The organism is Lysobacter spongiicola DSM 21749 (assembly GCF_900167055.1).
Classification (GTDB): Bacteria; Pseudomonadota; Gammaproteobacteria; order Xanthomonadales; family Xanthomonadaceae; genus Novilysobacter; species Novilysobacter spongiicola.
On record NZ_FUXP01000001.1, the window covers coordinates 698,987 to 721,683 of the forward strand.

21 protein-coding genes are annotated in these 22,697 nt (G+C 67.0%); 18 read left to right on the forward strand and 3 right to left on the reverse strand.

Annotation, left to right across the window (positions count from 1 at the left end; all coding sequences use genetic code 11):
• Positions 1–270: 270 nt before the first annotated feature.
• From pyrH to dnaE, 14 genes are all read left to right on the forward strand, one after another.
• The gene (gene pyrH / locus B5D37_RS03270) at positions 271–993 is read left to right on the forward strand and encodes a UMP kinase (protein WP_078757234.1); all 723 of its coding nucleotides are present in this window, start codon (positions 271–273) and stop codon (positions 991–993) included.
• A 180-nt stretch (positions 994–1,173) separates the two neighbouring features.
• The gene (locus tag B5D37_RS03275) at positions 1,174–2,076 is read left to right on the forward strand and encodes a cation diffusion facilitator family transporter (protein WP_078757235.1); all 903 of its coding nucleotides are present in this window, start codon (positions 1,174–1,176) and stop codon (positions 2,074–2,076) included.
• A gap of 100 nt (positions 2,077–2,176) precedes the next feature.
• The gene (gene frr, locus B5D37_RS03280; RefSeq protein ID WP_078757236.1) at positions 2,177–2,734 is read left to right on the forward strand and encodes a ribosome recycling factor; all 558 of its coding nucleotides are present in this window, start codon (positions 2,177–2,179) and stop codon (positions 2,732–2,734) included.
• 20 nt (positions 2,735–2,754) lie between these two features.
• A complete protein-coding gene (gene uppS, locus B5D37_RS03285) occupies positions 2,755–3,516 on the forward strand; it encodes a polyprenyl diphosphate synthase (protein ID WP_078757237.1) in 762 nt (253 codons plus the stop codon).
• Positions 3,513–4,376 carry a phosphatidate cytidylyltransferase gene (locus B5D37_RS03290; protein ID WP_078757238.1) on the forward strand — a complete coding sequence of 288 codons (864 nt, stop codon included), beginning with the start codon at positions 3,513–3,515 and terminating at the stop codon, positions 4,374–4,376. The genes uppS and B5D37_RS03290 overlap by 4 nt, the downstream gene beginning before the upstream one ends.
• An 18-nt stretch (positions 4,377–4,394) precedes the next feature.
• Positions 4,395–5,570 carry a 1-deoxy-D-xylulose-5-phosphate reductoisomerase gene (locus tag B5D37_RS03295; protein WP_078757239.1) on the forward strand — a complete coding sequence of 392 codons (1,176 nt, stop codon included), beginning with the start codon at positions 4,395–4,397 and terminating at the stop codon, positions 5,568–5,570.
• Between the two features lie 33 nt (positions 5,571–5,603).
• Positions 5,604–6,965, forward strand: coding sequence for an RIP metalloprotease RseP (rseP, locus tag B5D37_RS03300; protein ID WP_078757240.1), 1,362 nt, complete (start codon positions 5,604–5,606; stop codon positions 6,963–6,965).
• A 91-nt stretch (positions 6,966–7,056) separates the two neighbouring features.
• Positions 7,057–9,504, forward strand: a complete 2,448-nt coding sequence (gene bamA, locus B5D37_RS03305; protein ID WP_078757241.1) for an outer membrane protein assembly factor BamA — start codon at positions 7,057–7,059, stop codon at positions 9,502–9,504.
• 31 nt (positions 9,505–9,535) lie between these two features.
• Positions 9,536–10,555 carry a UDP-3-O-(3-hydroxymyristoyl)glucosamine N-acyltransferase gene (gene lpxD, locus B5D37_RS03310; protein ID WP_078757242.1) on the forward strand — a complete coding sequence of 340 codons (1,020 nt, stop codon included), beginning with the start codon at positions 9,536–9,538 and terminating at the stop codon, positions 10,553–10,555.
• Between the two features lie 80 nt (positions 10,556–10,635).
• Complete coding sequence (fabZ, locus tag B5D37_RS03315; protein ID WP_078757243.1) at positions 10,636–11,085, forward strand: 3-hydroxyacyl-ACP dehydratase FabZ; 450 nt, start codon at positions 10,636–10,638, stop codon at positions 11,083–11,085.
• Positions 11,082–11,867, forward strand: a complete 786-nt coding sequence (gene lpxA / locus B5D37_RS03320; RefSeq protein WP_078757244.1) for an acyl-ACP--UDP-N-acetylglucosamine O-acyltransferase — start codon at positions 11,082–11,084, stop codon at positions 11,865–11,867. The genes fabZ and lpxA overlap by 4 nt, the downstream gene beginning before the upstream one ends.
• A gap of 15 nt (positions 11,868–11,882) precedes the next feature.
• Entirely contained in the window at positions 11,883–13,079 is a 1,197-nt protein-coding gene (gene lpxB, locus B5D37_RS03325; RefSeq protein WP_143814098.1) for a lipid-A-disaccharide synthase, read from the forward strand.
• Positions 13,072–13,731, forward strand: a complete 660-nt coding sequence (locus B5D37_RS03330; RefSeq protein WP_143814099.1) for a ribonuclease HII — start codon at positions 13,072–13,074, stop codon at positions 13,729–13,731. The genes lpxB and B5D37_RS03330 overlap by 8 nt, the downstream gene beginning before the upstream one ends.
• 332 nt (positions 13,732–14,063) lie before the next feature.
• The gene (dnaE, locus tag B5D37_RS03335) at positions 14,064–17,597 is read left to right on the forward strand and encodes a DNA polymerase III subunit alpha (RefSeq protein ID WP_078757246.1); all 3,534 of its coding nucleotides are present in this window, start codon (positions 14,064–14,066) and stop codon (positions 17,595–17,597) included.
• 98 nt (positions 17,598–17,695) lie between these two features.
• On the opposite strand, the gene B5D37_RS03340 is transcribed toward dnaE, so the two are convergent.
• Positions 17,696–18,943 (reverse strand): FAD-binding domain, encoded by a 1,248-nt coding sequence (locus B5D37_RS03340; protein WP_078757247.1) that lies wholly within the window; start codon positions 18,941–18,943, stop codon positions 17,696–17,698.
• Positions 18,944–19,242: 299 nt separating this feature from the next.
• On the opposite strand from B5D37_RS03340, the gene B5D37_RS03345 reads away from it, so the two are divergent.
• From B5D37_RS03345 to B5D37_RS03355, 3 genes are all read left to right on the forward strand, one after another.
• Complete coding sequence (locus B5D37_RS03345; protein ID WP_200809175.1) at positions 19,243–19,761, forward strand: GNAT family N-acetyltransferase; 519 nt, start codon at positions 19,243–19,245, stop codon at positions 19,759–19,761.
• A gap of 81 nt (positions 19,762–19,842) precedes the next feature.
• Complete coding sequence (locus tag B5D37_RS03350; protein ID WP_078757248.1) at positions 19,843–20,409, forward strand: dihydrofolate reductase family protein; 567 nt, start codon at positions 19,843–19,845, stop codon at positions 20,407–20,409.
• A gap of 71 nt (positions 20,410–20,480) precedes the next feature.
• Positions 20,481–20,906 carry a DUF1801 domain-containing protein gene (locus B5D37_RS03355; RefSeq protein WP_078757249.1) on the forward strand — a complete coding sequence of 142 codons (426 nt, stop codon included), beginning with the start codon at positions 20,481–20,483 and terminating at the stop codon, positions 20,904–20,906.
• A 172-nt stretch (positions 20,907–21,078) separates the two neighbouring features.
• Here B5D37_RS03355 and B5D37_RS03360 read toward each other — a convergent pair whose 3' ends face one another.
• Positions 21,079–21,969: a DUF2785 domain-containing protein gene (locus tag B5D37_RS03360; protein WP_200809177.1), complete on the reverse strand. Its 891-nt coding sequence runs from the start codon at positions 21,967–21,969 to the stop codon at positions 21,079–21,081.
• 95 nt (positions 21,970–22,064) lie between these two features.
• On the opposite strand from B5D37_RS03360, the gene B5D37_RS15020 reads away from it, so the two are divergent.
• Positions 22,065–22,172 (forward strand): DUF1801 domain-containing protein, encoded by a 108-nt coding sequence (locus tag B5D37_RS15020; RefSeq protein ID WP_143814101.1) that lies wholly within the window; start codon positions 22,065–22,067, stop codon positions 22,170–22,172.
• A 94-nt stretch (positions 22,173–22,266) separates the two neighbouring features.
• On the opposite strand, the gene B5D37_RS03365 is transcribed toward B5D37_RS15020, so the two are convergent.
• Positions 22,267–22,620: a hypothetical protein gene (locus B5D37_RS03365; RefSeq protein WP_078757250.1), complete on the reverse strand. Its 354-nt coding sequence runs from the start codon at positions 22,618–22,620 to the stop codon at positions 22,267–22,269.
• Positions 22,621–22,697: the final 77 nt, after the last annotated feature.

Below are 22,697 nucleotides of genomic sequence, written 5' to 3' on the forward strand. Positions count from 1 at the left end.
GGTCGAATGGGTGCCTACCGGCCGGCCGACTATTACTTTTGTCACGGCCTCCTAACAACCCGGTCAGGGAATGTTTACTTTGATCTGTGACGTGCATCACGTTCTAATGGCAATTTCACCCACCCTTCACGCTTGCGGATTTCATGAAATAGTGCTCCGCCAAGTCCTGCAATAAATTGGCACTGGCGCAGGCGCGACATTGGTGATCCAGAGCCCGGTGTTTTCCCGTTGCCGTACAATTCGTCCGTTTGCCCACTCCAAGAGACCCCCATGCCCCAGCTCGCCTATCGCCGCATCCTCCTGAAGCTTTCCGGTGAGGCGTTGATGGGGGACGAGGACTACGGGATCGATCCCAAGGTCATCCACCGGCTCGCGCGCGAGGTGATCGAGGCGCAGCAGGCGGGCGCGGAGATCGCGCTGGTGATCGGCGGCGGCAACATCTTCCGCGGCGCGGGCCTGGCAGCCGGCGGCATGGACCGCGTCACCGGCGACCAGATGGGCATGCTGGCGACGGTGATCAACGCGCTGGCGATGCAGGACGCGCTGGAAAAGCTGGGCGCCAAGGCCCGGGTGATGAGCGCCATCAAGATCAACGACGTCTGCGAGGACTACATCCGCCGCCGTGCCATTCGCCACCTCGAAAAAGGCCGCCTGGTGATCTTCGCCGCCGGCGTCGGCAGCCCCTTCTTCACCACCGATTCGGGTGCGGCGCTGCGGGCCATCGAGATCGGCGCCGACCTGCTGCTCAAGGCCACCAAGGTCGACGGCGTGTACGACAAGGATCCGCAGAAGCATGCCGATGCGGTGCGCTTCGACCGGCTCACCTACGACGAGGTCATCGCCCGCGACCTGCAGGTGATGGATACCGCCGCATTCGCACTCGCCCGCGACAGCGACCTGCCGCTGCGCATCTTCGACATGAGCCAGCCCGGTGAGCTGCTGCGCATCCTCGGCGGCGAAGACATCGGCACGCTGGTGCAGGGCCGCAACTGAGGCGTCCGGCGCAGGCCGATGCCTTTGTAGGAGCGGCTTCAGCCGCGATCGTGGAGTCGGCGCGGGCGTACGCTTGTTCGATCGCGGCTGAAGCCGCTCCTACAAAAGACGGTCCTCTGGCGAACACGTGCCAGCAGCACGTAATAGTGTCCCGACGCTGACGCATGGCAGGATCGCGACATGCATTCGCACGACCACTCGCACAGCCACGGCACGCGCGCGTTCGCAATCGTCACCCTGGTCAACCTGGCATATACGGTCCTCGAAGCCGGATACGGCTTTGCCACCAATTCGCTGGCGCTGATATCGGATGCGCTGCACAACCTCGGCGACGTGCTCGGCCTGGCATTGGCCTGGGGCGCGGCGGTAATCGCCCGGCGCGCACCAACCGCACGCCATACCTACGGGTGGCGGCGGGCCACCCTGCTCTCGCCGCTGGCGAACGCCGCACTGCTCGTGGCGTTCTCCGGTGCGCTCGCCTGGGAAGCAGTCCGCAGGTTCAGCGAGCCGCCGGAGATCCCGGGTCTCCCGGTCATCATCGTGGCCTCGATCGGCATCGCGGTGAACCTCGGCTCGGCCTGGTTCATGCGCGAGGGCCACTCGCATGACCTCAACCGAAGGGGCGCCTTCCTGCACCTGATGGCCGACGCGGCCGTCTCGCTGGCGGCGGTGCTGGCGGGCGTCGGGATCTGGTGGCTGGGCTGGTCCTGGCTGGATCCGGCGACCGCGCTGCTGGTCGGCATCGTGGTGGCGGTCGGGGCCTTCGCGCTGCTGCGCGAAAGCTTCGCCGCGGCCATGGATGCGGTTCCCCGCGCGATCGACCAGGCCGCCGTCAGGAAGTTCATCGAAACCCGCCCCGGCGTCTCGGCCGTGCACCACATCCACATCTGGTCGCTCGGTGCCGGCGAGATCGCCATGACCGCGCACCTGGTCCGGCCCGACAGCGGGGACCACGACCACTTCCTCGACGAGCTCAACCGCGAGCTCGACCGGCGTTTCGGCATCAACCATCCGACCTTGCAGGTCGAGCATGGGCGCTCCTGTGAACACGACCTGCACGACCGCGCCCCGCACGGGCACTGACCCAACATCTGCATCCCTATCCTCACCCGCATCCCGCGGGGCGCCGCCGGCACCCGGTTCGCTATACTTCCGCGATTACCGCACAGGATCGGAGCCGGCGATGCTCAACGAGATCAAGAAAGACGCCCAGACCCGCATGAACAAGAGTATCGAGGCGCTGCGGCAGGACCTGACCAAGGTCCGCACCGGGCGCGCTTCGACGGCCCTGGTGGACAGCATCAAGGTCAGCTACTACGGCTCGGAGATGCCGCTGACGCAGGTGGCCAGCGTCGCCGTGACCGATGCCCGCTCCCTGACCATCACCCCGTGGGAGAAGCCCATGGTGGCGGCGGTCGAGAAGGCCATCATCAACTCCGACCTGGGGCTGACCCCCAATACCGCCGGCACCGTGATCCGCATCAACCTGCCCGCACTCACCGAAGAGCGGCGCAAGGAGCTGTCCAAGCACGTGCACGCCGAAGGCGAGAACGCCAAGGTCGCCATCCGCAACATCCGCCGCGACGCCAACCACCAGGTGAAGGAACTGCTGAAGGACAAGCAGGCATCCGAGGACGACGTGCGCCGCAGCGAGGACGAGATCCAGAAGGTCACCGACGATGCCATCAAGGGCGTGGACGAGGTGGTCAAGGCCAAGGAACAGGAATTGATGGCGGTTTGACCGCAACGCGCTTCCCCACGATGGCACCGGCGCCCGCCAGTACCGACCGCGTCCCGCGCCACCTCGCCATCATCATGGATGGCAACGGCCGCTGGGCCGAGAAGCGCCGTCGCCCACGCGTCATCGGCCATCGCGCCGGTGCGCGTGCGGTCAACGTCTGCATCGACTTCTGCATCGAGCGCGGCATCGGCGCCCTGACCCTCTTCGCCTTTTCCAGCGAGAACTGGGGACGGCCGCAGGATGAGGTCGGCGCGCTCATGAAGCTGTTCATGAATGCGCTTGAGCGCGAGGTGGACGAGCTGCACCGGCGCGGCGCGCGGGTACGCTTCATCGGCGACCGCAGCCGGTTCGACGAGGCCATCGTGCGCCGGATGGACCATGCCGAGGCCCTGACCGCCGGCAACACGGACGGTCTGCAACTGAACATCGCCGCCAGCTACGGCGGCCAGTGGGACATCACCCGTGCGGCCCGGTCCCTGGCCGAGGACGTGGCGGCCGGGAAGCTCGCGCCAGCGGACATCGACGAGGCCATGATGGGCTCGCGCATGGCGCTGGCCGACCTGCCGCCGCCCGACCTGTTCATCCGCACCGGCGGCGAGATGCGCATCAGCAACTTCCTGCTGTGGCAGCTGGCCTATACCGAGCTCTGGTTCACCGATCTGTTGTGGCCGGAACTGGATGCGGCGACACTTCAAAGCGCACTGGACCACTATGTCGGCCGCGAGCGCCGGTTCGGCCTCACCGGCGCCCAGGTCGCCCACCCCGACGAGAAGACTGCATGACCCAGACACGCCTGCTCGCCGCCCTGGTGATGGCCCCGGTTGCGATTGCCGCAATCCTGCTGCTGCCCACCGACTGGATGATGGCCCTGGCGGCCATCGTCTTCCTGATGGGGCTGTGGGAGTGGTTCGACCTGGCCGACATCGAGGACACCCTCGCCCGGGCGGTCCTGCTGGTCGCCCACCTGGCCCTGATGGTCACCATGGTGTGGGCGTCGCGGGCACCCAGCGGGTTCACCTTCGTCCTGTTCCAGCTGATGACCGTGATCGGCGTGGTCTGGTGGTTGCTGGCCCTGTTCTGGCTGGGCCGGCACCGGTTCGCCAGCGACCATGACACCCACGCCCGGGTGTTCAAGCTCGCCGCGGGCGCGCTTGCGGTGATTCCGGCCTGGTGCGCGCTGGGCTGGCTCCACGCCAGCGACGCCACTGCCAGCATCATCCCCGGCGTTCCCAAGGGCCACCTGTGGCTGCTGACGGCGCTGATGATCGTCTGGGCAGCCGACACCGGTGCCTACTTCGTCGGCCGCAAGTTCGGGCGCCGCAAGCTGTCGCCCCAGATCAGCCCCAACAAGACGGTCGAGGGCCTGCTCGGCGGGCTGGCGGTCGCGGTGCTGGCGGGCCTCGGGTTCGCGCTGCTGACCGGCGCGGGTGCCGCCCAGTTGCCGGCCATCGCCGCCGCGGCGCTGATCGCCGGCCTGTTTTCCGTGGTCGGCGACCTGTTCGAGAGCCTGCTCAAGCGCCACGCAGGGGTGAAGGACTCGGGGCACCTGATACCGGGACATGGCGGCGTGCTGGACCGGCTGGACGGTGTCCTGGCCGCACTGCCCGCGTTCGCCCTCGCCAAGGCCGTCCTGGGTTTCTGATGTCGCCGATGGTGTCCCATGCGTGAGGTCGCCGTCCTTGGCGCCACCGGATCGATCGGCGCCTCCGCGCTGGATGTGATCGCCCGCCACCCTTCGGAGCTTAGGGCCAGCGTGCTTGCCGCCGGGCGCGACGTGCCGGGACTGGTCGAGCTGTGCCGCAAGCACCGGCCGGACCACGCCGTCATTGCCGATGAGGGGGCACTGGAGGCATTGCGCAGCGGCTTGTCGGAGGCACGGCTCGATACCCGTGCCCACGCTGGCGCCGGTGCCATCGAAGCCTTGGCCTCAAGCGACGCATGCGACACCGTGGTGGCGGCCATCGTGGGCGCCGCCGGCCTGCCTTCCACCCTTGCTGCCGCACGCAGCGGAAAGCGCCTGCTGCTGGCCAACAAGGAGTCGCTGGTGCTGGCTGGCGAGTTGTTTATGGCCGCGGCGCGCGAAGGCGGTGCCACCGTCGTGCCGATCGACAGCGAGCACAACGCCATCTTCCAGTGCCTGCCGGACGCCGCCGCCCGCAGCGGGCTTCGCCGGATCATCCTGACCGCCTCGGGTGGCCCGTTCCGCGGCCGCTCACGCGAGTCGCTTGCCGACGTCACCGTCGAGCAGGCCGTGGCCCACCCCAAGTGGTCGATGGGCCGGAAGATCTCGGTCGACTCGGCGACCCTGATGAACAAGGGGCTGGAGGTGATCGAGGCCCACCACCTGTTCGGCGTGGACGGCGGCCGCATCGACGTCCTGGTCCACCCGCAGAGCCTGGTGCATTCGCTGGTCGAGTTCGTGGATGGCTCCACCCTCGCCCAGCTCGGCCTGCCGGACATGCGCACCTCCCTTGCCGTGGGCTTCGGCTGGCCCGAACGCATCGAATCCGGGGTGTCGGGCCTGGACCTGCTGGCCGAAGGCGGCCGGCTCGAGTTCGAACCACCGGACCTGGAGACATTCCCCTGCCTGCGCCTGGCCTTCGAGGCACTCGCCGCTGGTGGTACCGCGCCGGCCGTGCTCAATGCCGCCAACGAGGTCGCGGTCGACGCGTTCCTGGAACGGCGGATCGGGTTCCTGTCGATTCCGCGGCTGGTCGAAGAGACGCTCTCGGCACTTCCGCCGGTTTCCGCGGTCTCACTGGCTGCCCTGCACGAGGCCGACGCCGAGGCGCGGGCCTTGAGCGGGCAAGCCATTGCCCGCCACCAGACCACATGAAGACGCCCACCGCCCTCCCCCGGACCACCTCCCATGACTGAACTGCTCGGGTCGATCTGGTGGCTGATCGTCAGTCTGGGGCTGCTCGTCACCTTCCACGAGTTCGGCCACTACTGGGTCGCGCGGCGCAGCGGCGTGCGCGTGCTGAAGTTCTCCGTGGGCTTCGGCAAGCCGCTGTGGTCGCGCCGCGCGCGCAATGGCACCGTGTTCCAGGTCGCCGCGATCCCGCTGGGTGGCTACGTGAAGATGCTGGACGAGCGGGAGGCCCCGGTCCCACCGGAACAGGTCGACCTGGCCTTCAACCGTCAATCGGTGTGGAAGCGCATCGCCATTGTCGCGGCCGGCCCCATCGCCAACCTGCTGCTCTGCGTGGCGCTGTTCTGGGCGATGTTCGTGATCGGCCGGCCCGACTACGCCCCCGTGGTAGGCCAAGCGGAGGGTATCGCGGCCGAGGCCGGGCTCCAGCGTGGCGACACCATCCTGGCCGTCGGCGAGCGCGAAACGCCGACCTGGAGCGAGGTCCAGCTCGCCATCATCCCCGCCGCCCTGGACCGCGCCGACACCCGTCTGCACATCCGTACCGCCGACGGCGAGGCGACCACCCGCACGCTGGCGCTGTCCAACCTGCCCGCGCAGATCGACGAAAGGCGCGCCGTGAATGCCGCAGGCCTGGTGCCCCGACACCTGCTGGCACCCGCGCTGGTGGGCCGGGTAGCACCGGATACCGCCGCCTGGGGCGTCCTGGCCGAGGGCGACATCATCACCGCGGTCGACGGCCGCCCGGTCCAGGCATGGACGGACATCGGCCCCGCGGTCGAAGCCTGGGGCGAAGAAGGCGGGACCGGCATGGTCGAGGTCCTGCGCGACGGCGAGCGGCTGGCGCTCGAGCTGGCACCTACGCGTATCCAGCCCGACGACGGCGAGCCCTACTGGGCGCTGGGCATCACCTCGGCCCGCGCCAGCCTGCCTGAAATGGATGCCGAACTGCGATACGGGCCAGCGGCCGCACTCCCCGCCGCGCTGGCCGAAACCGCGCACCAGGGCCGCGAACTGTTCGCCATGATCGGTCGCGCGTTCACCGGCCGGGTGGAAGTGGAGAACACCGTGGCGGGCCCGGTCACCATCGCCCGCGCGGCCAACGCCTATGCCGGACAAGGCGCGGCGTGGTACCTCTCGCTGCTGGCGATGCTCTCGCTCAGCCTGGGCATCCTGAACCTCCTGCCGATCCCGATCTTGGACGGCGGTCACCTGCTGTATTACCTTATCGAGCTGGTCAAGGGCAGCCCGGTGAGCGAGCGCGCCATGGCGGCAGGGCAATACGTCGGCCTTGCGCTGATCGTGGGGCTCATGGGCCTGGCGTTCTACAACGACATCATCAACAACCTGGTGCGCTGATGTCGGCCCTGCCTGCCTCCCACCTCCTCCCTGCCTGCAGAACCGGCGCCCGCATGTGCGGGTGTCGCAAGTTTCCCAACCGGAAGTGAAGATGACGCGACCCCTTTCCCGCCACCTGCTCGCCATCGCCCTCGCATCGGCGTTGACTTCCGCCCCGATGCTGACCGCCACGGCGCAGGTCTCCACGGCCGGCCCGGTCGCACCCTTCACCGTCAGCGACATCCGCGTAGATGGCCTGCAGCGCATCTCCGCCGGTACGGTCTTCACCTACCTGCCGATCGAGCGCGGCGACACCGTCGGCCAGCCCGAGGTGGGTGAGGCGATCCGGGCGCTGTACAAGACCGGGTTCTTCGAGGACGTGGAAGTGGGGCGCCAGGGCGACATCCTGGTGGTGTCGGTGACCGAGCGCCCCGCCATCAACCAGCTCACGCTGAGCGGCAACAAGGACATCGAGACCGAGGACCTGATGAAGGGCCTGGGCGATATCGGCCTGGCGGAAGGCAACACCTTCGACCGGCTCAGCCTGGACCGCGTCACCCAGGAACTCACCCGGCAGTACAACAACCGCGGCAAATACAACGTCAGCATCATTCCGACGGTCGAGCAGTTGCCGCGCAACCGCGTGAACGTCGCCATCGCCATCGAGGAAGGTGATGCGGCGCGGATCCGGCACATCAACCTGATAGGCAACGAGCTGTTCGAGGAAGAGGACATCCGCGACGGGTGGGAGTCCGGCGAACACAACTGGCTCAGCTGGTACCGCCGCGACGACCAGTACTCGCGCGAGAAGCTGTCGGGCGACCTCGAGAAGCTGAACAACTTCTATCTTGACCGCGGCTATGTCGATTTCAGTGTCGACTCCACGCAGGTAGCGATCAGCCCTGATCGGCAGGACATGTTCATCACCGCCGGCATCAGCGAGGGCGAGCAGTACAAGATTTCCAGCGTCGAGATCGTGGGCGACACGATCCTGCCCCGGGAGCAGGTCGAAAAGATGGTCGTCGTCAAGGAAGACCAGGTGTTCTCGCGCCGCCTGCTTGAAGTGAGTTCGGAGGCCATCACCGCCACGCTCGGCAACGTGGGCTATGCCTTCGCCGAGGTGACGCCGATCCCGGACGTGGATCGCGAGGCCAGGACCGTCGGCATCACTCTCCAGGTCGTACCGGGCCCGCGAGTCAACGTGCGCCGCGTGGTTTTCCAGGGCAACACCCGGACTGCCGACGAAGTCCTGCGCCGCGAAATGCGCCAGTTCGAGGGAAGTTGGTATTCGCAGGCGGCACTCGACCGTTCGAAGATCCGGCTCCAAGGCCTGGGCTACTTCGACAAGGTCGACATGGAAACCCGGCCGGTGCCTGGTTCCAACGACGAAGTCGATGTCGTCTACACCCTCAACGAGGTGCCTGCCGGCAGCTTCATGTTCGGCCTGGGTTATTCCGGCTTGACCAAGTTGAGCACACAGATCCAGCTCTCGCAGAACAACTTCCTGGGCAGCGGAAACCGTATTGCGGTGCAGGCCCAGCGCAATGCCTACCTGCAGCGCTACGACTTCTCCTTTACCAATCCGTACTTCACCGACAACGGCGTCTCGCTGGGCTACAACCTGCGCTGGAGCGAGTTCGACAACTCCGACTTCAACACCGCCCAGTACTCCTCCACCAGTGGCGTCGGGCAAGTGGTCCTCGGCGTTCCGATCACAGAGACCGACAGCATCACCACGATGCTGGGCATCGACAGCAACGAGATCTTCGCCCGTCGTGGCTATACGCCAGACTCCCTCGTCGACTACATCGATGCCTTCAACCAGCGGACCTTCCACACCTGGCGCGGCGAGATCGGCTGGGCGCGGAACTCGCTCAACCACGCGCTGACTCCGACGCGCGGCACGGTACAGCGTGTATGGCTCGAGGCATCGCTCCCCGGCTCGACCGTCGAGTACTACAAGCTCAACTACAGCTTCTCCAAGTTCTGGCCGATTTCCCGGCACCTCGTGCTCAACACACGCGCCGATCTCGGCTACGGCGACAACTATGGTGACGCCGTCACTCGCGATATCTGCTGGACTGCCCCGACGGCAGCCAATCCGAACCCGGACCAGACCATCGACTGCACGCCAGGCTCGGATGACTTCATCAAGACGGTCACTGCCGACGGACTTCCGTTCTTCGAGAACTTCTATGCCGGCGGCGTCCGTTCGGTACGCGGCTTCACCGACAATACGCTGGGCCCGCGCGAGGCGGCGTTTGGAAGCAACTACGAGCAGGCGATCGGTGGTGCCGTCAAGACCACCGGATCTCTCGAGATGATCTTCCCGTCGCTGATCAAGAGCAGTGCCGCGCGGGCATCCGCGTTCATCGATGTCGGCAATGTGTTCGAGGACATCGATGCCTTCGATGCCGGCGAATTGCGAGCATCCGCCGGTATGGCACTGATGTGGAGGTCCCCGATGGGCCCGATTTCGATCAGCTATGCACTGCCGATCAAGAAGGAAGACGGCGACGACATCGAGCGGCTGCAGTTCACCTTCCAGGGCGGTTACTGACCGGAAGGTCGCCCGCAGTCCGAGCCGGCCCATGCCCGATCACGTCGATTTCTCTGCTGCCGAGCTGGCCGAACGTTTCGGGCTCATTGTCGGCGGAGATGGCGATGTTCGCGTCAGTGGCGTCTCGACCCTCGCTTCGGCGGGAGCCCGCGAGTTGGCATTCCTGTCCAACCCCCGCTACCGCAGCCAGCTCACCACGACCCGCGCCGGCATCGTCATCACCCGCGAAGGCGATGCCGAAGGCTATACAGGCACCGTGCTGCTGGCTTCCGACCCCTATGCCGCGTATGCCCGTATCGCCGCGGAGTTCGAGCCGCGCCGCATGGCGACGGCGGGCATCCATCCCTCGGCCGTCATAGATCCCGATGCGACGGTCGACCCGTCGGCAAGTATTGGTCCGCTGGCCTGCATCGGTCCGCGCAGCACGGTCGGCGCGGGCGCGACCGTAGGTCCGGGCTGCATCGTCGGCGAGGACTGTGTCGTCGGTCCGGACTGCATCCTGGTCGCCCGGGTCACCCTCGACCGCCGTGTCCGCCTCGGCGCACGCGTCACCATCCACCCCGGCGCCGTCCTCGGTGCCGCCGGTTTCGGCCTGGCGATGGACCAGGGCCGCTGGCTCAACGTGCCGCAGCTGGGCGGCGTGGTGGTCGGCGACGACTGCGAGATCGGCGCCAACACCACGATCGACCGCGGCGCCATCGAGGACACCGTGCTGGAGGAGGACGTGCGCCTCGACAACCAGATCCAGATCGGCCACAACGTCCACATCGGCGCCCACACCGCGATGGCGGGCTGCGCGGCGGTGGCGGGCAGCGCGCGCATCGGCCGCTACTGCCTGATCGGCGGCGCGGCAGGCATCCTCGGACACCTGGAAATCTGCGATCGCGTGGTGGTCACGGCCATGAGCCTGGTCACCTCCTCCATCCGTGAGCCGGGCGAGTACTCTTCGGGGACGCCTTTGATGGACAATCGCAGCTGGCGCAGGAACGCAGCGCGATTCAAGCAACTCGACCGGATGGCGCGCCAGCTGCGCGACCGGGATTCCGACTGACCACGCCCGACACCCCCAATTCGTCCTTTTCGCAACGGCCTGCGGCCTGCGGACCGGCAGCAACAAGGAAAACAGACAACGTGAAACTTCCGATCGACGTCACCACCATCCAGGCCCTGTTGCCCCACCGCTATCCGTTCCTGCTGGTGGACCGCGTGGTGGAATTCGAGCCGCACAAGCGCGTGCTGGCCTACAAGAACGTCACCGCCAACGAGAACTTCTTCAACGGCCACTTTCCCGGCCAGCCGGTGATGCCGGGCGTGCTGGTACTGGAGGCCATGGCCCAGGCCGGCGGCCTGCTGACCCAGCTGTCGATCCAAGGCAATACCGACGGCAAGCTCTTCTACCTGGTGAAGATCGACGGCGCGAAGTTTTCGCGCATGGTGGTGCCGGGTGACCGCCTGGACCTGGAGGTCACGCTCAAGCGCACCATCCGAAACATGGCCATGTACCAGGGCATCGCCCGTGTCGATGGCGAGCAGGCCGCCTGCGCCGACATCCTCTGCGCCGAGGTTGCAGCCGAAGCATGAGCGATCTGTTCGTCCATCCCAGCGCGGTGGTCGAGCCGGGCGCAAAACTCGGTAACGGAGTGCGCGTCGGCGCCTTCAGCTACATCGCCGACGAGGTCGAGATCGGTGCCAATACCGAGATCGGGCCGCACTGCAGCATCCACGGCCCGACCCGCATCGGCCGCGACAACCGCATCATCGGCCACGCCGCCATCGGTGGTGAGCCGCAGGACAAGAAGTACGCCGGCGGCCGCGTCGAGCTGGTCATCGGCGACCGCAACACCATCCGCGAGTTCGCCACCATCAACCGCGGCACCGAAGGCGCCGGCGGCTGCACCCGCATCGGCGACGACAACTGGCTGCTGGCCTACACCCACGTCGCCCACGACTGCAGCGTCGGCAACCACTGCGTGTTCTCCAACAACGCCACGCTGGCGGGCCACGTCAGCATCGGCGACCACGTCATCCTCAGCGGCTTCGTCGGCATCCACCAGTTCTGCCGCATTGGCGCGCACGCCTTCATCGGCATGGGCGCCTTCGTCAACGGCGACGTGCCGCCGTTCGTGATGGTCGCGCAGGAAGGCTACGGCCGCCCCCGCGGGATCAACAGCGAAGGGCTGAAGCGCCGCGGCTTCGATGCCGGGCGCATCAGCTCGATCAAGCGCGCTTACCGCGCCCTCTACGTCTCCGGCACCTCGCTGGAGGAGGCCCGCGCCAAGCTGGCCGAGATCGCCGGTGAAAGCGAGGACGTGCGCGCCGTGCTGGAGTTCATCGACAGCGGCGAGCGGCCCCTGTTGCGCTAGGGCAAGGAGCCGCGCGTGGACATCTTTAACGACCCCAAGCCGACCCGGCCCAAACGCATCGCGCTGGTGGCGGGCGAGGCCTCCGGCGACATGCTGGGCGCCGGGCTCATCCGCAAGCTGCGCGAGCAATGGCCGGGCGCCGATTTCGTCGGCGTCGGCGGCGACGGCATGCGCACGGAGGGCATGGAGACCTGGTTCGACGCCTCCGAGCTGGCCGTCATGGGCCTGTCGGAAGTACTGCGCCACCTGCCCCGCCTGCTGCGCCTGCGCAACGACCTGCGCCAACGCCTGCTGGCCTGGAAGCCGGACGTGTTCATCGGCATCGACGCCCCGGACTTCAACCTCGGGCTGGAGCAGTGGCTCAAGCAGCGCGGCATCCGCACCGTGCACTACGTCAGCCCCTCGGTCTGGGCTTGGCGCGAGAAGCGCGCAGCAAAAATCGGCCAGAGCGCGGACGTGGTGCTCTGCCTGTTCCCGATGGAGCCGGAGATCTACGAGCGCCATGGTGTCGACGCACGCTTCGTCGGCCATCCCGTCGCCGACCAGATGCCGTTGCAGCCCGAGCGGGCGATCGCACGGCGCCTGCTGAAAGCCGACCCGGACCGGCCCCTGCTGGCCCTGCTGCCCGGCTCGCGCGTGGGCGAGATCGAGCGGCTGGCCCCGTCTTTCCTCGCGGCTGCCGCCCGGGTGCTGGCCGAGCAGCCGGACCTTCAGATCATCGCGCCGATGGCCAGCACGCACGCGGCCGAGGCGTTCCGCAAGGTCGTGTCCACGCATCCGGATGCCGCCGCACTGGCGCCGGCCCTGCGTGAGGTGGCCGGGCAGGCCCGCACCGTGATGATCGCCAGCGACGTCATCCTGCTCGCCTCCGGCACCGCCACGCTGGAGGCCATGTTGGCCAAGCGGCCGATGGTGGTCGGCTACAAGGTGGCGCCGATGACCTATCGCATGGTCAAGGGCCTGGGCATGTTGAAGGTGGACCACTACGCCCTGCCCAACGTGCTGGCCGGCGAGGAACTGGTGCCCGAGCTGATGCAGGACGACTGCACGCCCGAGCAACTCTCCGCCGCCGTGCTGCACTGGCTGCACGATCCCGCCGCCGGCGCCGCCCTGCAGCCGCGTTTCCTGGCCCTGCACGAGGAATTGCGACGCGATGCCTCCTCCCAGGCTGCACGGGCGGTGGTCGAACTCGTATCCTCCACGGATGGGTAAGCCGCTTCCCCAGATGGCGCTGGAACTCAGCGCGCCGCCACCCGCCCGCCGCATCGCCGGCGTGGACGAGGCCGGCCGCGGGCCACTCGCCGGCCCGGTGGTGGTCGCCGCCGTGGTGCTGGGCACCGGGCGCACCCCGATCAACGGCCTGGCCGACTCCAAGGTGCTCAACGCCGAGCGCCGGGAGACCCTCTACCAGCGCATCATCGAGCGCGCCGTCGCCTGGCACGTGGTGGCGGTGGAGGTGGACGAGATCGACAGCGTCAACATCTTCCAGGCGACGATGCTGGGCATGCGCCGCGCCGTGGAAGGCGTCCGCCACGCCACCGAGCTGGCCCGCATCGATGGCAACGCCCTGCCCCGCGGCCTGCCCTGCCCGGCCGAAGCCTGGATCGGCGGCGACGGCCGCGACCGCGCCATCATGGCCGCCTCCATCATCGCCAAGGTCACCCGCGACCGCCTGATGGCCGACCTGCACCAGCACTGGCCGCAATACGGCTTCGCCGAGCACAAGGGCTACTCCACCCCCGCCCACCTCGCCGCCCTAGCCGAGCACGGTCCCTGCCCCCACCACCGCCGCAGCTTCGCCCCCGTCCGCAACGCCCTGGCCGCCAAGGCCGAGTGCGCACCTTCCCCGGCGGCCCTCGCGTAACAGCGCCCCCCAACCGCCCGCCCCTCCCCCCGCCGCCAGCCCTGTAGGAGCGACGTAAGTCGCGACCTGTACATCAACCGGCCCCCTGCGCGGTCGCGACTCACGTCGCTCCTACAAGCCCCCGCGCCGTCCTCCCCTGTAGGAGCGGCTTCAGCCGCGATCCGACACCCGCCCGTCCGCGCCGGTTCCATGATCGCGGCTGAAGCCGCTCCTACAAGAGCGCCGCGCGCCGGCTCCGGGCCAGCGCCGCATCCACCCCCTGTCAAGCCTTCGCGACCCCTCCCGGGGCTGCTACTCTGGCCTTCGCCCTCGCCGGTCCGCCAACGGCACGAATGTCCGCGCGTTTCGTACACCTGCACCTCCACAGCGAATTCTCCCTTGCCGACTCCACCATCCGGATCGGCGAGCTGGTGTCGCGCTGCGTGGAGCTCGGGCAGCCGGCGATCGCGCTGACCGACATCAACAACCTGTTCGCGGCGGTGAAGTTCTACCGCAAGGCCGAGGGCGCCGGCATCAAGCCGATACTGGGCGCGGACATCGGCATGGCCGACGGCAACGAGGCCGCCTCCCGCCTGACCCTGCTGTGCCGCGACCGCACCGGCTACCTCACCCTGTCGCGCCTGCTCAGCCGGATGTGGATGGAAGGACACCGCACCGAAGGCGTCATCCTCCGCCCGGAATGGCTGCGCGAGGACAACGAAGGCCTGTTTGCCCTCGCCGGCCGGCAGAGTCTTGGCGGGCGGCTGGCCACCGGCAACCGGCCGGAGCTCGCCGAGGCCTGGCTGGCCGACTGGCAGGGCGTGTTCGATGACCGCCTGCACCTGGAGCTGACCCGCACCGGGCGCGACGGCGAGCAGGTGTTCAACGATTTCGCCCTGCACACGTCCTCCAAGCGCGGCCTGCCGGTGATCGCCAGCAACGACGCTCGCTTCCTCGACGCTGACGGCTTCGAGGCGCACGAGGCGCGCGTGTGCATCTCCACCGGCCGCGTGCTGGACGATCCCAAGCGGCCGAAGGAATACAGCCCCGAGCAGTACCTGAAATCCTCGGCGCAGATGGCCGAGCTGTTCGCCGACGTGCCCGACGCCATCGACAACGCCGTCGCGCTGGCCACCCGCTGCAACGTCGAGATGCACCTGGGCACCTACTACCTGCCCGCCTTCCCGGTGCCGGACGACCACACCATCGAGTCCTGGCTGCGCAGCCAGTCACGCGAGGGGCTGGCCACGCGGCTGGAGAAGGCCCCGCTCGCCGAGGGCAAGACGCGCGCCGACTACGAAGAGCGCCTGGAGACCGAGCTCGACGTCATCATCTCGATGGGGTTCCCCGGTTACTTCCTGATCGTTGCGGACTTCATCAACTGGGGCAAGGAACAGGGCATCCCGGTCGGTCCCGGCCGCGGCTCGGGTGCCGGCTCGCTGGTGGCCTGGGCACTGGGCATCACCGACCTGGACCCGCTGCCCTACGACCTGCTGTTCGAGCGCTTCCTCAACCCCGAACGCGTGTCGATGCCCGACTTCGACATCGACTTCTGCATGGACCGCCGCGATGAGGTGATCGACTACGTCGCGCGCAAGTACGGGCGCGACCGGGTCAGCCAGATCATCACCTACGGCACCATGGCCGCCAAGGCGGTGGTGCGCGATTCCGGCCGCGTGCTCGGCCACCCGTATGGCTTCGTCGACGGCATCGCCAAGCTGATCCCCAATACCCTGGGCATCAGCCTGGATGACGCGCTGGGCACCTCCGAGGCCGCGCAGAAGAACCCGGACCTCGCCTCGGCGGACCTCATTGCCCGCTACCACTCCGAGGACGACGTCCGCGACCTGCTCGACCTCGCCCGCAGCCTGGAGGACCTGACCCGCAACGCCGGCAAGCACGCCGGCGGCGTGGTGATCGCGCCCAGCCCGCTGAGCGACTTCTGCCCGCTGTTCGCCGAACACGATGGCGAAGGCCGCGGCAAGAGCCCGGTCACCCAGTTCGACAAGGACGATGTCGAATCCGTCGGCCTGGTGAAGTTCGACTTCCTCGGCCTGCGCACGCTGACCATCATCGACTGGGCGGTGAAGGCCATCAACGTGCGCCGCGCCGCCACCGGCACCACGGAAGAGGAGCGCGCCCCGCTCGACATCACCGCCCTGCCGCTGGACGACCGCGCCAGCTACGAGCTGTTTGCCCGCGGCGACACCGTGGCGGTGTTCCAGTTCGAATCGCGCGGCATGCGCGAGCTGCTCAAGCGCGCCCAGCCCGACACCTTCGAGGACATCATCGCGCTGGCCGCCCTGTTCCGCCCCGGCCCGCTGGGCTCGGGGATGGACAAGGACTGGGTGGACCGCAAGCACGGCCGCGAGGCCGTCAGCTTCCCGCACGAATCGCTTGAGCCGGTGCTGGCGCCGACCTATGGCGTCATCGTGTACCAGGAACAGGTGATGCAGATCGCCCAGGTGATGGCCGGCTACTCGCTGGGCGGCGCCGACCTGCTGCGCCGCGCGATGGGCAAGAAGAAAGCCGAGGAGATGGCCAAGGAGCGGGCCAAGTTCGAGGCCGGCTGCGAGGAGCGCGGCATCCCGGCGCGCATCGCCAGCCCCATCTTCGATTTGATGGAGAAGTTCGCCGAGTACGGCTTCAACAAGTCGCACTCGGCCGCCTACGCGCTGGTCGCCTACCAGACCGCCTGGCTGAAGGTGCACTACCCGGCCGAGTTCATGGCCGCGGTGCTGTCCTCGGACATGGACAACACCGACAAGGTCACCGGATTCCTCGACGAATGCCGGGTGATGGGCCTGGAAGTGCTGCCGCCGGACGTGGACGCCTCCGCCTACATGTTCGAGGCCGTGGAGCCGGGCGTGATCCGTTATGGCCTGGGCGCGGTGAAGGGCGTCGGCCGCGGCGCCTGCGAAGCGATCGTCGACGCCCGCCGCGCCGGCCCGTTCCACGACCTGCTGGACTTCTGCAAGCGCGTGGACAGCGGCAAGCTCAACCGCCGCGCCCTGGAAGCCATGGCCATGGCCGGCGCGCTGGACAAGCTGGGGAAGAACCGCGCCAGCCTGATGCTGCAGCTACCCGAAGTGCTGAAGGCCACCGACCAGCTCGCCCGCGAGCGCGCCGCCGGCCAGGTGTCCCTGTTCGGCGGTGGCGAAACCGCCGCACCGGAACTGCAGCTCGACCTGCCCGAAACCGACGAATTCCCGCTGGGCCAACTGCTCAATGGCGAGCGTGACACCCTGGGGCACTACCTCAGCGGCCACCCGTTCGACCCCTACCGCGACGAGTTGCATGGCCTGGTCGGCCACGACCTGGGGGATCTGGAGAAGATCTGGGAGAACCGCCCCGAATCCGCCCGCAGCGGCTGGCGCCCGGAGCTGGACACCGTCATCGCCGGCCAGGTGGTCGCCCTGCGAAAGAAGGGCGACAGCCAGATGTTCGTCCAGATCGAAGACGGCCGCGGCCGGCTGGAAGTCGCCTTCTTCTCCGAGACCTACACCGAGTTCGCCCCCCTGCTGACCCGCGACCGCCTGCTGGTGATCCAGGGTGGCCTGCGCGAGGACGCCTTCAGCGGCGGGTTCTCACTGAAAGCCGCACGCTGCTGGGATTACAGCCAGATCTGCGGCCAGCACGCCCGGCGCCTCTCACTGCGGCTGGACCTGCGCATCCCCGGCACCTGGGACCGCGTGGACAGCCTGCTGGCCAAACATCGGCCGGGAAAAACGCCAATCCGCGTTGACCTCATCAGGCCCGGGGCCGCGGGGATGCTGGATTTGAATGGCAGCCACTCGGTTAGAGTGGATGCGGAGCTGGTGGGGACGTTGAAGGCGGTGCCGGGGGTTAAGGCGGTGAAGTTGGCGCTGGGGCGGCCCTGGGGGTAGAACGACGCTTTTGATGTGATATCCGGTATCACCGGAATAAGCCGACCCACTACGAGTGAGCCGGGAGTTGAACAATAGCCCCAGCAGCGAACATGCCTTCAAATGGGACGAAGTGGGTTCGGTTCGAATGACCTGGTAGGCGGCGTCTCCATTTCCTGGCAAGCCATCGCGTATTCGGGCAACTCCATTGCGTCACGAAAGTAGCGTCCCATCAGAAGCCGGGGAAACACAGGCAGCCGCATCAAGAGGGTTGCCAAGTCGCGCGCTCTTACCCCAAGGTCCGTTTTCGGCACGAACGACGTCACCAAGCCCTCTGCGTACCTCTGCTTGCGGGTAGCGTACGGCCACATGCGCTTTTGGTAGTGCTTGAGCGCTGAGTCGAGATCCTCTCCGTGGACATGGATTTCTCCGGCAAGCACATACGCTTCGGCAAGTGCCAAGCCCGCGCCCTCGCCGGCTATGAGTGACGGGCATGCGGCGGCATCGCCCACCAGTGCCACCCTCCTTTTTGTCCATCCATCCATGCGGATCTGACTGATACTGTCGAAATAGACCCCATCCGTCTTTTCAAGTGCTGACAGAATTGCAGGACATTCCCAGCCCATGTCGGAGAATGCAGCTGTTAATGCCGCTTTGCGTTCGGGCTCACCGGTAGCGAGGGTGCTCGGCAAATATTCATTTCTGAGGAGCATGAAAAATAGCGTTCTATCATCGCGCACCGGGAACCGAGCTATGTACCTCCCCGGTGCCGTGTGCGCGACATATAGATTGTCGTCGCGAGGGCGATAGCCGGCTACCTCGAACGAGGCGACATGGCACCCCATCGGATACTCAAACTGTCTGTCCGGGCCGAATGTGATTTGGCGGATCCTCGAATGGAGGCCGTCGGCCCCGATGACGAGATCAACCTCTCGTTGCGGTGCGTGCTCGAAGCCAACGTGTGCGTGCGTTCCGTCGTCATCTATCGTGGCGATGCTATCGCCGAAGATCGTCTCTACCCGGTTGTCCAGCAAGCGGTAGATCGCAGCGGCGATGTCGGCGCGCGCTAGTGTGGCGATGCGCCCGTTTGCTAAGCGCTGCAGAATCTGAGATGGATAACCGCCGCGCGTTCGGCCTTGGCTATCGACCATGCGTAGTTCGTCGGTCTCGTACTGTAGCTCCAGCAGCTCTGGAAGGAGGCCCATCTTTTCCACTGCCTCGTAGCCGACTCCCCACAAGTTGAGGATGTAGCCGCCGGTGCGTAGTTCCGCAGCTCGTTCGATCAATAGTACCTCGTGGCCCATCTTGCTAAGCCAATAGGCTAGAGCCGTGCCTGCGATACCCGCTCCGTTGATGGCTACTCTCATTGTCCTTGTGCCTTGATTTTGATGACCCCCGACGTCCCCCCGCTTTCAGTAGCGGATTGATCTGGAGTCCGGGGTTGATGGTAGTGGATGCCAGTTGCCTTGCGTAGGCGCTCGGGGTCAGTCCGCCGAGTGCTTTCTTCGGACGCTCCTCGCAGAAGTTCATCGAGGCGATGGGGTGCACGTCGGAGGTGCGGTTTGTCTGCTGGTCGCGGCCGGCCTGAGCAGTTGACGGCGGAAGCCAGGCGTCGGGCAGCAGTGGCCTCGACTCGGGGTTGGCAGGGTCTTCACGAAGGCGAATCATGGGCCTTGGCAACTCCAACTGCGATCTCCGAGGCACGCTGAAGAACATGCTCATCCGCGACTTTCTACCGGGAGAGGAAGCGCTGCTGCGGGAGGTATTCGTATTATCCGTGCACCAGCTTGGCGCGAGCTTCTACACAAGCGAGCAGTTGGATGCGTGGGCGCCGGCTGATGTCGACGCGGCGAAGTGGCAAGAGAAGATCGCGACCATTCGTCCCTACGTAGCGGTGGTCGATGGCCGCATCGCTGGCTACGCCGATCTCCAGGAGACGGGCTACATCGACCACTTCTTCGTATCGGGGGCCTTCGCCCGCCGCGGCGTGGGCTCAGCGCTCATGCGGCATCTCCATGACGTGGCGCAGGCGCGCGGGCTGTCTGAGCTCTCGGCGCACGTCAGCCTCTCCGCAGAGGCATTCTTCGCCCGGCAGGGCTTCGTTGTCAGGGTGCGCCAGTCGGTACCCGTGAGGGGCGCGGTGCTCTCCAATGCCCACATGGTCAAGGAGCTGCGTGCTTCCTGACGAGATGCTCACCGGACTTGTCGATTTCGCGCCACGCCATTCGTCGATCCACGGAACCCATCCGATCGCAAAGGAGAATTGATGCGAAAGCTACATTTGCAGATGCAGACGTCCGTCGATGGCTTTGTCTCGACCGGCCCGAACGACGAGCAGAAGTGGGTCACGCTGGAGTGGAAGGAGATCCAGCCGTACGTGACCGGGCTGCTCGACATGACCGACACGATCCTCATCGGCAGGAAGCTCGCCGTCGACTACATCCCCCACTGGCAGGAGGTCGAGAAGCGCATTGGCGATCCGTTCCATGGGATTGCCGAGCGGATCTGCCGGGCCAGAAAGGTGGTTTTTACCCACACGCTGGAAGAGTCCAAATGGGACAACACGGAACTGGCGACCGGTGAGCTCGCCCGGGAAGTCAACGCGCTGAAGGCCCAAGAGGGCAAGGACATGATTGTCTACGGCGGCAGCTCCTTCGTGGCTGCCCTGCTCAGGGAGCGCCTGATTGATGAGCTCCACCTGTTCATCAACCCGATCGCCCTGGGTACCGGCGTCTCGGTGTTCAGCGAGCTGAAGGATTGGCAGCAATTCCAGCTCAGAAAGTCGGTTGCCTATGATTGCGGCCTGGTGCTTGTGAACTACACGCTCAAGTGACTGCAGTGCGGCGGTGGTTCCATGCCGCTGGACGCAGGTGATCCTGATCCCGCTGACGGAAGGACACTCCGATGACAGACAAGTCCGACAACAAGCCCAAGCTCCTCTCGGGCGGCAACCCCCAGATCCCCAAGGCCGACGGCGACGAGCCGGTGCAGGCGTACATCAAGGCGATGCCGGGCTGGAAGCACGACGTGGGCCGCGAACTCGACGCGCTGATCGAGCGCACCGTGCCGAAGGTGCGCAAGGCGGTGCGCTGGAACTCGCCCTTCTACGGCATCGAGGGCAAGGGCTGGTTCCTCAGCTACCACTGCTTCACGAAGTACATCAAGGTCACCTTCCTCCGGGGCTCGTCGCTGAAGCCGATGCCCCCGGAGACATCGAAGCACGAGCACGTGCGCTACGTGCACATCACCGAGGACGAGGGTCTGGACGAGAAGCAGATGAAGGACTGGATCAAGCAGGCGGCCAAGCTGCCGGGCGATGAGCTGTTCTAGTCCGGGCCGGAGGCTGCCGAGGCCTACTGTGGGCGGCTCCGGTGGTGGCCTGCCGGCCCAGCATGCGCGTGACCCGGAAGAAGTGCCGGAGGCGCTGCTTCGGACGGATATCCATATCCCGCTGGAGCCAGCACACCAATAGGCTGCCGAGCGCGCCCCGCGGTTCCCCAGCTCAGGGCAGCTCGCGCAGCGCGGCGTCGAGGCCGGGCAGCAACGCCTTGACGTGCGGATCCCCGCTCCGGGTCGCGGAAACATGCAACGACAGCAGGAACGCGCGCAGGTCGTGGCGGCGCGCCAGCCAGCCAGCGTCCTGCCAGTCCGCCTCCCCGACGCGCGGCCGCAGGGTGACCAGCCAGGCCCGCCAGCCGGCTTCGTCATGCAGGCCGGCGCGCGCCAACAGCAGCACCGGGGTCGCCAGCCGGTCGGGCTCTCCGAATACATAAGCGTGATGTTCGGGAACGGCCTGCCGGGCCACCGCATCCAGGATGCGCTGGCGCTGGGTGTCGGTCAGCGCCGGGTTGAGGCTCAGCTGCATCAGCCAGTCGGCGCCGTGGGCGACGCCGTGGCGCCAGCCCTCTCCAGGTTGGAAGCCGCGGTAGTCGTCCACGCCTTCCAGATAGCGCGCGGCACGCTCGACCATGCCGGCGCGATCAGCGGGCGACATCCATGGGGCGATGCGGTCGGTGCGCGCCACTTCGGCCAGCACCAGCGCGGCGAACGGGCGTCCGAATCCGTCGGGGTCGGACATGTCCAGCCGGGCGTAAAGCGCGGTCTGCAGCGCGCGCACGGTGTCGGTGGTGAGCTGTCCGCCGCGCATCCACGCGGCCAGTGCCGTGTAGGCGATGCCGTCGCGGACGGCCGGATCGGGGTGGTCCAGGCAAGCCAACAGTGCGGGTGCCAGCGTGTTGGCCCGCCCGGTGGGCAATGTCTCGAAGCCGGCGTCCGCCAGTTGCTGCAGCGATACGCGGGTCCATCCCTGCGGCGGGCATTCCGGCGCCGCGCTGGCGGGGGCGGCGGCCAGCCACAACAGGACGGCCAGTGCGGCGTTGGCGTGCATCGACATGTCGGCAGGTGTCCACAAGGCGTAGGCAGTGATGGTACGCGCGGGTCCACCGTTGGGAGCACGGTTCGAACCCGGAGGCGTCGAAGCACGAGCACGTGCGCTACGTGCACATCACCGAGGACGAGGGGCTGGACGAGAAGCAGATGAAGGACTGGATCAAGCAGGCGGCAACTCGACCGCCTGGGGCACCACCGATGGCCTGATGCAGAAGCACGCCGAAGAGCTGGTCGCCCGCCTCAAGGCGTCCTGATGGATATCGGCGCGCGGGACCTCCCGCGCGCCGCTCAGCTCCTGTGGCTACAGGAACCGGTCCTGCTCCCTCACCACCTGCTCGTACTCGGGCGATTCGTACGCGTTGATGCAGGTCATCAGCGACAGGTCGGTGCCGGGCAACTTCGGCACCGACGGGCGCTCCACCACCCACGCATCGAAGAAGCTCCGTACGTTCCGGTACGCCTCCTCGCTCTGGTGACTGCCAGTCTGGAAGTACCCGGCCATTGCCGCGCCACCGGGTTCGCGGTGCCCTTCCACGTGCGTAGCGACGCAGTGGGCGAGGCCCCACTTCTTGAGGGTGAGCCGAGCTTCGGTGGTCGTCGCATCGGCATCTGTCGCCATTCCGAGCGCTGCCATCAACAGGGCAAGTCGAATCATTTCAGCTCCTGGAACAGCATGCTTGACATCGAATCCGGTGGACGCGGGAGAACAGCAATGGCATACCGGGCGGCAAT

What these genes read in the sequence shown, in the direction of transcription:
- B5D37_RS03330 (WP_143814099.1), top strand. Translation starts at nt 13,072, where the DNA reads ATGGGTAAGCCGCTTCCCCAGATGGCGCTGGAACTCAGCGCGCCGCCA.
- B5D37_RS03350 (WP_078757248.1), top strand. Translation starts at nt 19,843, where the DNA reads ATGCGAAAGCTACATTTGCAGATGCAGACGTCCGTCGATGGCTTTGTC.
- lpxD (WP_078757242.1), top strand. Translation starts at nt 9,536, where the DNA reads ATGCCCGATCACGTCGATTTCTCTGCTGCCGAGCTGGCCGAACGTTTC.
- B5D37_RS03290 (WP_078757238.1), top strand. Translation starts at nt 3,513, where the DNA reads ATGACCCAGACACGCCTGCTCGCCGCCCTGGTGATGGCCCCGGTTGCG.
- B5D37_RS03295 (WP_078757239.1), top strand. Translation starts at nt 4,395, where the DNA reads ATGCGTGAGGTCGCCGTCCTTGGCGCCACCGGATCGATCGGCGCCTCC.
- B5D37_RS03345 (WP_200809175.1), top strand. Translation starts at nt 19,243, where the DNA reads ATGGGCCTTGGCAACTCCAACTGCGATCTCCGAGGCACGCTGAAGAAC.
- uppS (WP_078757237.1), top strand. Translation starts at nt 2,755, where the DNA reads ATGGCACCGGCGCCCGCCAGTACCGACCGCGTCCCGCGCCACCTCGCC.
- B5D37_RS03355 (WP_078757249.1), top strand. Translation starts at nt 20,481, where the DNA reads ATGACAGACAAGTCCGACAACAAGCCCAAGCTCCTCTCGGGCGGCAAC.
- frr (WP_078757236.1), top strand. Translation starts at nt 2,177, where the DNA reads ATGCTCAACGAGATCAAGAAAGACGCCCAGACCCGCATGAACAAGAGT.
- pyrH (WP_078757234.1), top strand. Translation starts at nt 271, where the DNA reads ATGCCCCAGCTCGCCTATCGCCGCATCCTCCTGAAGCTTTCCGGTGAG.
- B5D37_RS03365 (WP_078757250.1), bottom strand. Translation starts at nt 22,620, where the DNA reads ATGATTCGACTTGCCCTGTTGATGGCAGCGCTCGGAATGGCGACAGAT.
- lpxA (WP_078757244.1), top strand. Translation starts at nt 11,082, where the DNA reads ATGAGCGATCTGTTCGTCCATCCCAGCGCGGTGGTCGAGCCGGGCGCA.
- B5D37_RS03360 (WP_200809177.1), bottom strand. Translation starts at nt 21,969, where the DNA reads ATGTCGATGCACGCCAACGCCGCACTGGCCGTCCTGTTGTGGCTGGCC.
- rseP (WP_078757240.1), top strand. Translation starts at nt 5,604, where the DNA reads ATGACTGAACTGCTCGGGTCGATCTGGTGGCTGATCGTCAGTCTGGGG.
- B5D37_RS03275 (WP_078757235.1), top strand. Translation starts at nt 1,174, where the DNA reads ATGCATTCGCACGACCACTCGCACAGCCACGGCACGCGCGCGTTCGCA.
- B5D37_RS03340 (WP_078757247.1), bottom strand. Translation starts at nt 18,943, where the DNA reads ATGAGAGTAGCCATCAACGGAGCGGGTATCGCAGGCACGGCTCTAGCC.
- dnaE (WP_078757246.1), top strand. Translation starts at nt 14,064, where the DNA reads ATGTCCGCGCGTTTCGTACACCTGCACCTCCACAGCGAATTCTCCCTT.
- bamA (WP_078757241.1), top strand. Translation starts at nt 7,057, where the DNA reads ATGACGCGACCCCTTTCCCGCCACCTGCTCGCCATCGCCCTCGCATCG.